General features: G+C 71.4%; 12 protein-coding genes. 5 read left to right on the top strand and 7 right to left on the bottom strand.

Features of this window, described 5'->3' with window-relative positions:
• Window positions 1-10: 10 nt before the first annotated feature.
• From FHQ07_RS07120 to FHQ07_RS07110, 3 genes are read right to left on the bottom strand one after another with little or no spacing between them, the layout of a single operon-like run.
• Window positions 11-775 carry a helix-turn-helix domain-containing protein gene (locus tag FHQ07_RS07120; protein WP_139716156.1) on the bottom strand — a complete coding sequence of 255 codons (765 nt, stop codon included), beginning with the start codon at window positions 773-775 and terminating at the stop codon, window positions 11-13.
• 6 nt (window positions 776-781) lie between these two features.
• Window positions 782-2,116 (bottom strand): oxygen-independent coproporphyrinogen III oxidase, encoded by a 1,335-nt coding sequence (locus FHQ07_RS07115; RefSeq protein ID WP_139716155.1) that lies wholly within the window; start codon window positions 2,114-2,116, stop codon window positions 782-784.
• A gap of 23 nt (window positions 2,117-2,139) precedes the next feature.
• Entirely contained in the window at window positions 2,140-2,376 is a 237-nt protein-coding gene (locus FHQ07_RS07110) for a hypothetical protein (RefSeq protein WP_139716154.1), read from the bottom strand.
• A gap of 127 nt (window positions 2,377-2,503) precedes the next feature.
• Here FHQ07_RS07110 and FHQ07_RS07105 point away from each other — a divergent pair, with 127 nt between their 5' ends.
• The 4 genes from FHQ07_RS07105 (at window position 2,504) to FHQ07_RS07090 (ending at window position 6,775) form a co-directional block, all read left to right on the top strand.
• Complete coding sequence (locus FHQ07_RS07105; protein WP_240703568.1) at window positions 2,504-2,908, top strand: ribonucleotide reductase subunit alpha; 405 nt, start codon at window positions 2,504-2,506, stop codon at window positions 2,906-2,908.
• A 483-nt stretch (window positions 2,909-3,391) separates the two neighbouring features.
• On the top strand, window positions 3,392-4,243 hold the full coding sequence (ubiT, locus tag FHQ07_RS07100) for a ubiquinone anaerobic biosynthesis accessory factor UbiT (RefSeq protein WP_139716152.1): 852 nt from the start codon (window positions 3,392-3,394) through the stop codon (window positions 4,241-4,243).
• A gap of 76 nt (window positions 4,244-4,319) precedes the next feature.
• Complete coding sequence (gene nadA / locus FHQ07_RS07095; RefSeq protein ID WP_139716151.1) at window positions 4,320-5,348, top strand: quinolinate synthase NadA; 1,029 nt, start codon at window positions 4,320-4,322, stop codon at window positions 5,346-5,348.
• Complete coding sequence (locus tag FHQ07_RS07090; RefSeq protein ID WP_139716150.1) at window positions 5,345-6,775, top strand: L-aspartate oxidase; 1,431 nt, start codon at window positions 5,345-5,347, stop codon at window positions 6,773-6,775. The genes nadA and FHQ07_RS07090 overlap by 4 nt, the downstream gene beginning before the upstream one ends.
• Before the next feature lie 153 nt (window positions 6,776-6,928).
• On the opposite strand, the gene FHQ07_RS07085 is transcribed toward FHQ07_RS07090, so the two are convergent.
• Together FHQ07_RS07085 and ubiU are read right to left on the bottom strand one after the other, a co-directional pair.
• Entirely contained in the window at window positions 6,929-7,801 is an 873-nt protein-coding gene (locus FHQ07_RS07085; RefSeq protein ID WP_139716149.1) for a U32 family peptidase, read from the bottom strand.
• A gap of 10 nt (window positions 7,802-7,811) precedes the next feature.
• Window positions 7,812-8,810 carry a ubiquinone anaerobic biosynthesis protein UbiU gene (ubiU, locus tag FHQ07_RS07080; RefSeq protein ID WP_139716148.1) on the bottom strand — a complete coding sequence of 333 codons (999 nt, stop codon included), beginning with the start codon at window positions 8,808-8,810 and terminating at the stop codon, window positions 7,812-7,814.
• A 178-nt stretch (window positions 8,811-8,988) separates the two neighbouring features.
• Here ubiU and FHQ07_RS07075 point away from each other — a divergent pair, with 178 nt between their 5' ends.
• Window positions 8,989-9,477: a DnrO protein gene (locus FHQ07_RS07075; protein ID WP_139716147.1), complete on the top strand. Its 489-nt coding sequence runs from the start codon at window positions 8,989-8,991 to the stop codon at window positions 9,475-9,477.
• Between the two features lie 200 nt (window positions 9,478-9,677).
• Here the strand turns inward: FHQ07_RS07075 and FHQ07_RS07070 are convergent, their stop codons facing one another.
• Entirely contained in the window at window positions 9,678-11,174 is a 1,497-nt protein-coding gene (locus FHQ07_RS07070; protein ID WP_139716146.1) for a UbiD family decarboxylase, read from the bottom strand.
• A gap of 135 nt (window positions 11,175-11,309) precedes the next feature.
• Complete coding sequence (locus FHQ07_RS07065) at window positions 11,310-12,365, bottom strand: tellurite resistance/C4-dicarboxylate transporter family protein (protein ID WP_139716145.1); 1,056 nt, start codon at window positions 12,363-12,365, stop codon at window positions 11,310-11,312.
• Window positions 12,366-12,512 lie beyond the last annotated feature (147 nt).

The raw sequence follows: 12,512 nt of genomic DNA, 5'->3' as shown, positions 1-12,512 counted from the left end.
GCGGGTCCTTTCAGTCGCGCAGGATCGGCCGCGCCATCGCGGCCAGGCGTTCGCGATCGAGCAATTGCACGTCGCGCTGGCGGATGTCGATCAGGCCTTCGCTGCTGAAGCGGCGGATGATGCGGCTCACCGTCTCCGGCGCCAGCCGCAGGTGGTTGGCGATGTCGGTGCGGCTCATGGTCAGCAGGAACCGCGACGGCGAAAACCCGCGCGCGGCGTAGCGCGCCGACAGCAGCAGCAGAAACGCGGCGAGGCGCTGTTCGGAACTGGAGTCGCCCGCCAGCAGGTTGGACTTGCCGATGTCCTGGCTGAGCAGGCGGAACAGCTGCTGCTGCAGGCCCGGCATGCGTGCGGCCAGCAGCGACAGCTTGGGGAAGGACAGCCGGCACAGGGTGACCGTGTCCAGCGCCACCGCGCTGCAGGGAAAGCGCGAGCTGTGGATCGCATCCAGCCCGATCACTTCGCCCGGCAGGTGGAAGCCCAGCACCTGTTCGTTGCCGGCATCGTCGAGGATGAAGGTCTTGACCGTGCCGGCGCGCACCGCGGCGATCGCATTGAAGGCATCGCCTTTCTTGAAGATCGGCCGCCCGGGAGGAAACGGCCCGATGTGCTCGACCAGCACGTGCAGGGCGGCGAGGTCCTGCTTCGCGTAGCCCTCGGACAGGCAGGCGTGCGAGAACGCGCAGGTGGTGCAGAACGTGTAGTCGTCGCCATCGTCGGACGAGGCCGCGTTCGGGCTGGGCCCGCCTGGTCCGATGGGTTCGAGGGGCCGCATCGGGGCTCAGCCGGGGCAATCGGAGGCGGCGGAACGGGGATCGAACTGCGAGGCGATCGAGCGCGACGCCAGCCGGGCGCAGCGATCCAGCACGATCGCGTCGGCATCCCAGCGCAGGCTGCCGGCCTCGAACAGCGGCGCCAGCCGCAGCAGGTCGTCGGCGAAATACTCGCGGAAGCGGATGTGGTGGTGATGCTCCAGTTGCCGGGTGTCGATCCGGCCGTAGCACAGGATGCGTTGTAGCAATTCGGCGCGTACGTCGTCGTCCGGGCACAGGTCGATGCCGCGCTGCACCGCGCGCTTGCCCTGGTCGATGCGCGCTTCCCAGGTCGCCAGGTCGAGCGGGTTCTGCGCATGGCAACCGCCGAGCTGGCTGATCGCGCCCACGCCGAAGCCGACCAGGTGGGTGGCGCCGTGCGCGCCGAAGCCGAGCGCGTCGCGGTGCAGGCGCTGGTGGCGCTGGGCGACGACCAGCGGATCGTTCGGCCGCGCGAACAGGTCGACGCCGACGTGCAGGTAGCCGGCGGCTTCCAGCGCATCGGCGCCGGCGATCAGCATGCGCGCATGCGCCTGCAGCCGCGCCGGCGATTCCGCCACCTGCTCGTCGTGTTCCGGCGCCGGGCAGTGGCGCAAGCCGACCCGTTCCGGTTCCGCCGCGAGCACCGCCGCCAGCAACGCTTCGAACGCCTCCGCGGACTGGCCGGGCAAGCCGTACGGCACCTCGACGCGCAGGTTGGCGAAGCCGGCGTTGCGCGCGCGTTCCACGTGCCGTGCCACTTCGGCCGCCGGCCGTTCGCTGCCGGCGATGGCGGACAGGCTGATGCTGACCCGGTTGAAGCCGAGTTCGGCCCATGCGCGCAGCGGCGGGGCGGTCGGGTCGTCGAGGTCGAGGGTCATCGCCAGGTCGACGCCGTGGCGATGCACGTGGAAATGCCGGCCCAGGCTCTCCAGCAATTCGGCGACCTGCGCCGGCGACATCCAGCGGGTCATGCCCGGGGCGAGGCTGACGCCGACCACGTCGCGGTCGCGGTCGAACAGGTCGCCGACCAGGCCGACTTCGCGCACCAGGCGGTCGCGGTAGGCGTGCGCGCGCGCGCGATCGCGCTGGCCCAGCGGCGCATCCGCGCCGCAGAAGCCGCTGCGATAGGCCGCGGGCACGTCGAAATGCAGCGCCAGCTGCGGCGGGATCGGGTCGCCGTTGCTGGCGCAGATCGCCGCGGTGAACTGCGCATCGGTGAAGTCGGCGAACGTGCGCGGCGGCGGGTACAGCGCGTAGCGCCCGCCGCCGAATTCGAGGCAGCGGACCAGGCGGTCGATGGGGCTGGGCGATGCGGGGTTCATGGCGGCGGTAGCGCGGGCCGGCATCAGCCGCAGCCGCAACTGCCGCAGCAGTCGCCACCCTCGGGCGCGACCACGCGCATGCTCAGCCCCGCTTCGCGGATCGCCGCGTCCAGTTGCGCGGGATCGATGTCGCCGCGCACCAGCCACTCGCCGCCGTCGGGATCCACCAGCAGTTCGCTGTCGGGGTCGAGGCGGGCCAGCAGTCCGCGCAAGGTCTGCAGGGCGGCGTCCTGCGTGGAGTCGGCGTGCGGCGTGCTCATGGACGGATCCGGAGTGTGGCGAATGGAGGCGCAGTGTCCGTGCGTGCGCGGACGGCCGCACTGACTCAGGTCAAGAACCGCGGGATGCGCAGGCCGTAGACTGCGGCCCCCACGGGAGCGCATGCGCATGGACCATTTCGACGACCTGCTCGCCGCCGCCGCGCGGCAACCGCAGCCGCAACGCCTGCTGCTGGTGTTCGCCCGCGCCGAATGCCCGCCCGACGCCACCGCGGCGGAACGCGCGGCGTTCGAGCGCGGCGAGGGCGGCGCGCTGGCGCCGGCGGTGTGCGTGGACAAGTTGCCGGAAGAGATCGCCTCGTTCGCGGCGCTGCGCGAGGAATCGCGCGCGGCGCTCCCGGACTGGCGGATCCTGTTCGTGGCGGCGATGGATGGCCGTGGCGGCCACGCCCCCAACAGCGACGAGGCGGTGCAGCCGCTGCAGATGATGGTGGAGCAGATCAAGGGCGGGCGGATCGGCAACTTCCTCGCGGTGGACCGCGACGGCGCGCTGGTGTCGCTGGCGCGCGGCTGACCGGCATGGGCCGCGGGAGCTGTCCTTCCACCAGGCGCTGACCGCTTTGCGGCAATGCCAGGTGGGCGGGGCGTGGCGGCAATCCACGCGGTGCGGTGAACAGCGAGGTCGCCCCGGTCTAGACGACGGCGATCGCCTGGCCGCGATCATCAGCACCGCAGCGTGGAGGAACTCGGGTTGGCGCCTGGGCGCAGCGCGGTCGCGCCGGTGAGGTTCTCGTTCGCGATCTACGCCGAGGTCGAGTTGCAGCTCGCCGGCGCCCCCGCGCCCCCGGCTTGACCTGCGTCATCGCGCCGCGCCGCGCGGCGGGGAATGATCGTCGCCGTCGCCGCCGGGGAAGCGCATGGCCCGCCGCATTCCATTGAAGTCGCCCGCCGTGCCGCTGCCTGGCCGGGCGCCGGGCCCGCACGCCCCGCCTGCCCCGTGCCGGCGCATCGCGCCTTTCGATGGCGGTGCCTGCGCGATCCAGCGGCCTGCCGGCTGATGGTCGCGCGCGTTCCGGGCCTGGCGTCGGTCCGCACGGCGATCGATGGGGTCGACGATGGCCTGATCCTGCTGCTGGCCGCGCGGGCGCGGCTGGCGCGAGTGGCGGGACGGCTCAAGGCGCACGCCGGCGCGCGCGGGCGCGATCCCGGGCGCGAGCAAGACGTGCGCGAACGCGCCGCCGCGCTCGCGACGCGGGTGGGCGTGGCCCCCGAGGTCGCCAGCGGGGTGCTCTCGCTGGCCATCGGCGAGGCCTGCCGGGCGCAGGCACTGGCGACTGACATGGATCAAGGCCAAGCCGGTGCGATGCGACGCATGATGCCGGCCACCATGGATGCCCAAGCCCAGCCACTGCCGCCGGTCGGCGAATCCCTGCTGCGCCTGTTGCCGCCGCCGCGCCGCCTTGCGCCGCTGCTGCGGGCGCTGCCGCCATCCATGCAGAAGCGCCTGCTGGAACGGGCGATGGCGAAGGTGCTGGCCGGGCCGATGCAGGACGGCACGCTCGACTTCATGGCCGGACGCCGGTTGGGCATCGAGGTCGGCGACCTCGGCCTGCGCTGGGTGGTGGCGCTGCAGGGCCAGCGGCTGGCGGTGGTCGATGCGCCGGCCGAGGCCACCGTGCGCGGCAGCGCCACCGACCTGCTGCTGCTGGCCGGGCGGCTGGAGGACGCCGACACCCTGTTCTTCCAGCGTCGGCTGGTGCTGACCGGCGACATCGAGCTGGGCTTGACCGCGCGCAACCTGCTGGACCGGCTGCCGTGGGAAAAGGTGCCGCTGGGCCTGCGCATTGCCCTCAACCGCGGCGCCCGCTTCGCCCGCGCGGCGCGCGGCGCCTACCACGCCAAGACCTGAGCGCACCGCCCCCGACCCGTTGCCGCCCGCGACGTGCCGCCGCGGGGGCGGCGCATGTTCCCGATCCAGAGGCCGCATGAACGCAATCCCCGCACCGTCCTGGCATCCCGCACTCGAAGCGCGCCACGCGCCGTTGGTCGAGAAGCTCGAACGGCTGATCCCGTGCATGGAGGTGCCGCTGCACCTGCCGTGGATCGACGCCATCCTCGAACTCAAGCGCCGGCGCGGCGCGACGATCATGGCGCACAGCTACCAGTCGCCGGAGATCTTCCACGGCGTGGCCGACGTCACCGGCGACTCGCTGGCGCTGGCGCAGGCCGCAGCCCAGTGCGACAGCGAGCTGATCGTGTTGTGCGGGGTCCACTTCATGGCCGAGAGCGCCAAGATCCTCGCGCCCGGCAAGACCGTGCTGATCCCGGACCTGGAAGCCGGCTGCTCGCTGGCCTCCTCGATCACTGCCGCCGACGTGCGCGCGCTGCGCGCACGGCATCCGGGCGTGCCGGTGGTCAGCTACGTCAACACCAGCGCGGCGGTGAAGGCCGAGTCCGACGCCTGCTGCACCTCCGCCAACGCCGCGCAGGTGGTGGAGGCGATCGCCGCCGAGTTCGGCGCGGACAAGGCGATCTTCCTGCCCGACCGCTACCTCGGCGCGTGGGTGGCGCAGCAGACCGGCATCGAGCTGGTGCTGTGGAATGGCCAGTGCGAGGTCCACGAGAAGTTCACCGCGATGCAAGCGCGGCATACACGCGAGCGCTTCGACGCGAAGATCGTGGCGCATCCGGAATGTCCGCCGGAAGTGCTGGCCGAGGCCGATTTCGTCGGCTCCACCAGCGCGATGGGCGCATGGCTGGAAAAGGAGAAGCCGTCGCGGGTGGCGATGATCACCGAGTGCTCGATGGCCGACAACCTGCGCAACCGCTTCCCGCAGGTGGAGTTCATCAAGCCCTGCAACCTGTGCCCGCACATGAAGCGGATCACCCTGCCGAACATCCACGCCTGCCTGCGCGACCTGCGCCACGAGGTGACGGTGCCGGCCGAGACGGCCGCCGCCGCGCGCCGCGCGCTGCAGCGCATGCTCGCGGTGGGCCGGCGCGACCGGGTGTGAGCACGCCCGCCCGCGTCGTCATCGTCGGCGGCGGCGTCGCCGGGCTGGCCACGGCGCTGGCCGCCGCGCCGGCGCCGGTGCTGTTGCTCGACCGCGGGCGCGGCGGCGAAACGGCGGCCAGCACGCTGGCGCAGGGCGGCATCGCCGCGCCGATGGCGGTGGGCGACACGCCCGAGGCGCACGCGCGCGATACCTGCGTGGCCGGCAGCCACCACAACGACTGCACGGCGGTCGAGGCGCTGACCCGCGGTGCGGTCGAAGCGGTCGAATGGCTGCAGCGGCAGGGCGTGGCCTTCGATCGCGACGGCGACGGCCGCCTGCAGCTCGGCCGCGAAGGCGGCCACGACCGTCCGCGCATCGTCCACGCCGGCGGCGACGCCACCGGGGCGAAGCTGATGGAGGCGCTGGTGGCGGCCGCGCGCGTCGCACCGCATATCGAACGGCACGCGGGCGTGGACGTCGATGGCCTGGTGCTGCGCGACGGTCGCGTCTGCGGCGTGCGCGCGACCGATGCAGGCGGCAACCACGAGGCGCTGCACGGACGCGCGGTGGTGCTGGCCACCGGCGGCATCGGCGGCATGTTCGCGCAGACCAGCAACCCGGCCGATGCCGACGGCGGAGGGCTGGCGCTGGCGCTGGCCGCCGGCGCGGACGCGCGCGACCTGGAGTTCGTGCAGTTCCATCCCACCGCGCTGGCCCTGCCGGGCGTGCACTGCCTGCCGCTGGTGACCGAGGCATTGCGCGGCGCCGGCGCCCGCCTGCTGGATGAGGCTGGTGGTTCGCTGATGGACGGCGTGCATCCGCTGGCCGACCTGGCCCCGCGCGACATCGTCGCGCGCCGGGTCTGGCGGGCTTGCCGCGACGGCGGCGCCTGGCTGGATGCGCAGCGGGTCGGCGCGGCCTTCCCGACGCGATTTCCCACCGTCTTCCGCGCCTGCATGGATCACGGCATCGACCCGCGCGTGCAACCGATCCCGGTGGCGCCGGCGGCGCATTTCCACATGGGCGGGATCGCCGTCGATGCCGATGGCCGCAGCTCGCTGCCGGGCCTGCATGCGGTGGGCGAGGTGGCCTGCAACGGCGTGCACGGGGCCAACCGCCTCGCCAGCAATTCGCTGCTGGAAGGCGTGGTGTTCGGCCGCAGGCTGGGCCGCTTGCTGCGTACGCTGCCCGGATCCGGCAACGACAGGGGCCGGTTCGCACTGGTGCGCCGCAAGCCGTCGCTGGACGCGCCGCGTCTTGCTGGCCTGCGCGAACTGATGATGCGGGCGATGGGGCCGGTGCGCGAAGGAGAGGCGCTGCGCGCGGCCCGGGACGAATGCGAGGCGCTGGCCGGGCATGGCTGGCAGGGCGGATTGGCGCGCACGATGGTAGGGGCCGCATTGCGGCGAAGGCAAAGCCTCGGCGCGCATTTCCGGATCGATTGAATCGCGGCAAGCCCGCGGTTGGACACCGCCCGGGCGGCCACGGATCCGTGCGTCCGCCAGCGCGATTGCGTCGCCCCGGGCGCAGCCGGGCGCCTGCCTGTTCGCGCCATCGACAACAGGCGCGGATCCTTCGCCCAGCCCGGGACGACAGTCTCAGGCCGGCATCCGCATTCCCGGTTCCCCGTGCCAGTAGCCGTTGCGCTCGCCGATCCGCGGCGGAATCTCGATGCCTGCGCATGCCGCATCGAAATGCCGCACCACCGCTTCCATCCCCTCCGCCTGCGGATACAGGCGCAGGATGTTCACGCCCAGCGCGCGCAGCTGGTGGAGCTCGGGCCCGAGGTCGGTGGTTTCCTCGCCCTGCACCGAGATGCCGTTGATGCGCAGCAATGGCCGGCCCTCGCGGGTGGCCAGCGGCATGCCGTCGGGGTAGTCGATGCAGCGGAAGCCGCACTGATCCTTGGGCACGTCGAGCGCGCGCGCGGTGAAGCAGCGCGCCGAGTACGACAGCGGCAAGCGGCCCCAGGCGATCACCTCCAGCTCCGGCATCGCGCCGCCGTCGGCGACGAAGGCGTCCTTCAATTCACCAATCAGCGCGCGGCCCTGTTCCACGCCCGGCACCCAGCGGCGCAGGCCGTCTTCGGCCAGCATCGCCAGCGCGCGGTGGTTGTAGACGTTGAGCGAGGGGCCGGCCACGAACGGACGGCCCTTTTCCCTGCACGATTGCACCGCGGACAGATCGTTGGCCTCGATCCAGAAACCGCCGTGCGAAACCTGCCGATCGAGCACGCTGAGTTCGGCTTCGGCCTCGATCAGCGCCAGCGTGGACAGCACGATCTGCTTGCCGGAGGCGGCCAGTTCTTCGGCCAGCGCCAGCCATTCCAGGGTGCGCAGTTCGCGGCGCTTGCTGCACACGGTTTCGCCGAGGTAGACGATGTCGACGGGCCAATCGATCGCCTCGCGGTAGAACGCCAGCGTGCGTTCGCGCGGCCAGAAGTATTGCAGCGGGCCCAGGCTGAGTTTCATCGGCGTTCCTTCAATGCCAGGCGCGGTGGTAGGGGCCGAGCGTGGTCTGGTGGCCTTCGGCGTGGCGCGACAGCTCCGCCTGCCATTCCGGCCTGAGCTGCCAGCGCGCGTCGTCGGCCATGACCTGGTCGATCGCCTTGCGCCAGGTGCGCGTCACCGAGTCGACGTAGGCCACGCCGCGCTGGCGGCCCTCGATCTTCAGCGCGACCACGCCGATCTGCCTGAGGCGTGGCAGCAATTCCATGGTGTTGAGGCTGGTGGGTTCCTCCAGCGCGTGGAAGACCTCGCTGCCGACCTTGAAGCGGCCCTTGCACACGGTCGGGTAGCCGGCCGGTTCCTCCGGCTCGAATCGGTCGATCAGCACGCCATTGAGGCGCACGCTGCGGCTGCCGTCGGCCTGTTCGTCCCAGCGCACGAACTTGGCCGGCGAGCACACGCCATGGCGGTTGGGCGACGCGCCGGTGACGTAGCTGGAGAGCTGGCAGCGGCCTTCGACCATGATGCACAGGCTGCCGAAGGCGAACACCTCCAGCGCCACCGGCGATTTCTCGCACAGCCGCTCGACCTGCTGCAGCGACAGCACCCGCGGCAGCACCGCGCGGCTGATGCCGAAGCGTTCGTGCGCATAGCGCAATGCCGGCGCGGTGGTGGCGCTGCCCTGCACCGACAGGTGGCGCGGCAATGCGGGATGGGTGCGCGCGGCATAGTCCAGCACCGCCATCTCGGCGGCGATGATGGCGTCGGCGCCGAGTGCGGCGGCCTTGTCCACCGCGGCGTGCCAGTCCTTCAGGCGCGCGCTGTCGGGGTAGGTGTTCAGCGCCAGGTAGACCCTGGCGTTCCTGGCGTGCGCGTAGCGGATGCCGGCGCGCAATTCGTCGTCGGAGAAGTTCAGGCCGGGGAAGGCGCGCGCATTGGTCTGGTCGCGGAAGCCGGCATAGACCGCGTTCGCGCCCGCGTCCACCGCCGCCTGCAGGGCCGGCAGGTTGCCGGCGGGACACACCAGTTGCATGCGGAAGCCTCCGGCACGGGGAAGCAGGCATGGTCATGCGCACGGGCGTGGCCGTCATTGATTTTTGTCAAACGCCGCGGGATGCGCGCGTTGACGTGGGTCATGGCTGGCCGCGCGGGGGGATGCGATGGTGGCGGCAGGCGCGGGCGGAGTGCCTGCGAAGCATTGGAGCCTAGGCATGCAATCCGGCAAATCCGTTTTCGTTCTCGCATCGGCGATGCTCGCGGCGCTGGCCGCGATACCGGCGATGGCGCAGTCGGCGCACGATGCGCGTGCGGCGCATTCGCATGCGGCGCCCGCCGCTGAGCCAGCGCCGGCGCCCGCGCGGCGCTGGGCCACCGATGCGCCGCTGCGCGCGGGCATGCGCAGCATCCGCCAGGCGGTGCAGGCGCTGGAGCATTACGAACACGGTCACATGGACGCCGTGCAGGCCCGCAACACCGCGCAGCGCATCGACGATGCGGTCAAGGGCATGGTCGCGGCCTGCAAGCTGAAGCCCGAGGCGGATGCCGCGCTGCACGGCCTGCTGGCGACGTTCATCGCCGGCGCGCAGGCGGTGCGCGAATCGGGGCATGCGCCATCGGCGGCGATCGCGGACATGCGCACGGCGCTGGCGCGCTATCCGCACCTGTTCGACGACGCGGAGTGGAACACGCCGGCCGATTGAGCGGCAGGCCGCAGGCACGCATGGGGGACGATGGCCGCTTGAAGTGCGGATCCGGCATCTCCGCGAAGGCCGCCATCCGGCGCCCGGACATGCCCGGAAAACGCCAAGGCTGGAGTCCCGCCTTGGCGCGGATGGCGGGCGGGAAGCCTGCGCAGGGACCTTGCGTGGCCGCAGTCCGCGTCGGTGGGGCGATCCGTGCCCTACGCCGTCGAACCGCTCGCTGTTCCCTGGCCGGCCGCCACCTGCCGCCATAGCGCATCCACCCGCTTCTCCACCGATGGATCGAGCTGGATCGGCTTGCTCCAGGTACGCGTGGTCTCCGCCGGCCATTTGTTGGTGGCGTCCAGCCCGAGCTTGGAGCCGAGGTTCGGGGTGGGGCTGGAGAAGTCGAGGTAGTCGATCGGCGTCTTGTCGATCAGCATGCTGTCGCGCGCCGGGTCGACGCGGGTGGCGATCGCCCAGATCACCTGCGACCATTCGCGCACGTCGATGTCCTGGTCGGTGACGATCACGAACTTGGTGTAGGTGAACTGGCGCAGGTACGACCAGATCCCCATCATGATCCGGCGCGCATGGCCGGGGTATTGCTTGCGGATGCTGACCACCGCGATCCGGTAGGAGCATGCTTCCGGCGGCAGGAAGAAATCGACGATTTCCGGGAATACCTTGCGCAGCAGCGGCACGAACACGTCGTTCAGCGCCATCGCCATCACCGAGGGTTCGTCGAACGGCGCGCGCCCCATGTAGCTGCCCTGGTAGATCGCGTCGCGGCGCAGCTGCATGCGCCGGATGGTCATCACCGGGAACTGGTCCTGCGCGTTGTAGTAGCCGGTGTGGTCGCCGAACGGGCCTTCCAGCGCGGTTTCGGCCGGATCGATGAAGCCTTCCAAGAGGATCTCGCAGCCGGCCGGCGCGTCCAGCCCGGTCAGCGCGCTGGGCCAGACGCGGGTGCGCTGGCCGCGTAGCAGGCCGGCGAATTCGTATTCCGAAAGGGTGTCGGGAATCGGCGCGACCGCCGCCAGCAGGGTGGCGGGATCGGCGCCGATCGCCACCAGCACCGGAAAGGGTTTGCCGGGGTTCGTCGCCTTCCAGTCGGCGAAGTCCAGCGCGCCGCCGCGGTGCGGCAGCCAGCGCATGATGATGCGGTTCTTGCCGAGCACCTGCTGGCGGTAGACCGCCAGGTTCTGGCGCGGCTTGCGGGTGCCGCGGGTGACCACCAGCCCCAGCGTGATGAGTTTCGCCGCATCTTCCGGCCAGCAGCGCTGGATCGGCAGGCGGGCGAGGTCGACCTCTCCGCCTTCCAGCGTTTCGTACTGGAATGCGGCTTCGCGCACCTTCTGCGGCGCAACGTGCGCCAGCTGCGCCAGTTCCGGCCAGGTCCCCAGCGCCTCGCGCAGGCTGGATGGCCAGCGCGGCTCGCGGATCGCCGCCAGCAGTTCGCCGAGTTCGCGCAGGCTGGCGAGCGGGCGACCGGCCAGCGCCGCCTCGATGCGCTCGCGGTGGCCGTAGAGGTTGCCGAGGTAGGCGTGGCCGCTGCCGACGGGATGCTCCATCAGCAGCGCGGGCCCGCCGTTGCGCAGCGCGCGCAGGCTGAGCGATGTGGTTTCGAGGTCGGGGTCGACCGGCTCGCCGACGCGCTGCAGGCGTCCATTGCGTTCGAGGACGGAGAGGAAGCCGCGCAGGTCGTGGAAGCTCATGCTGCGCCGCCCTTGGCCGCGCCTATGCCTGCCTTGCGCTGCATCTGGCGTCCTTCCTGCGATCGTGCACGACGTGGGCGAGTGCCCCGCAGTATCGGCAGCGGATGCCTGCGACGCCTTGACGCATGTCAGGCGTCAGCCGCGCGCGCTCGCCGACCAGTGCCGGCGCAGCGCGCGCAGCTGGCCGATGAACAGCAGCGTCCACGCGGTCATGCCCAGCGCGAACATCGCCTGCGGCAGCTTGCCCAGGAACGGCAGGTCCAGCGCCTCGATCATGCGCAGCGTGCTCACCGCGTACATGCCCAGCGGGAACACCGCGCCCCAGTACATCGGGTCGTAGGCGAACGGAAAGCGGCGGGCCACGTGCCGCCAGACCGCCAACACCACCAGCATCGGGATCCACCAGGTGCCGGTGGCCCAGTAGAAGACGGTGAAGCCCTTGAGGAAGGGCAGCATCGAATTCAGGAACGGCGCGTGCGGAGTGTTGAGGATCAGCAGCGAGCCGGCGAGTGCGGAGATCGCCATCGCGCCCATGTTGATCCAGTACGGCGGCGACAGGTCCGCCGGCGAAAACGCGAAGAAGGTGTAGCGGTAGAAGATCAGCGACATCATCCAGATGTAGAGCATGCCGCCCCACAGCCACATCGACAGCGCGAAGAAGTTCAGTTCCAGCCGCAGCGGTTGCGGCAGTTCGTTGGAGACCAGCGCCGCCAGCACGCTCATCGACTGGGTGGCGACCACCGCCAGCAGCCAGCCGCCGTTGATGCCGCGGTCCAGCGGCGGCTTGTCCCGCTTGATCGTGAGCACGGTGAAGATGGTGTAGGTCAGGACCACCCACGCCAGCAGGCCGGTGCCGCCCAGCGCGAGCGCCAGCCGCAGGCTGCCGCCCAGCACCAGGCTCTGCCCGCCGAGGATCGCGCAGGCGGCCACCAGGGTGAAGAAGCCGGGCGCGCGCAAGTGGTCGAACAGGTCCGCCAGCACCCGTCGCGGCTGCCACCACAGATGCAGCAGCGCCAGCGTGCCGATGCTGGCGAACAGCAGCCAGTTCAGCGCGAACAGCGCCAGTGCCAGCCGAGGCAGCTGCAGCAGGTGCGCGGCCAGCGAGAGGATGCCGGTGGCCATGACCATGCTGAAGTAGCCCGGCGAAAGGCCTTCGACCGACGCCTGTGCGCGGCGCAGCAACCTGCCCATGGATCGTCTCCCGGCATGCTGGAATCCGGCCGCTGCGGCGCGCGTCGGGACGGGCCGGCGCACGGCGGGATGTGCCCACGTTGGCCGGCGGCGGTTCGCCTGTCACTGACCGGGGTCAAGCCGGCGGCATCGCCAGCGCCGCATCGG

The organism is Thermomonas aquatica, from assembly GCF_006337105.1.
Taxonomy (GTDB): Bacteria; Pseudomonadota; Gammaproteobacteria; order Xanthomonadales; family Xanthomonadaceae; genus Thermomonas; species Thermomonas aquatica.
The sequence above is the reverse complement of the archived record's forward strand: the minus strand, read 5'-3'. Positions and strand labels throughout refer to the sequence as shown.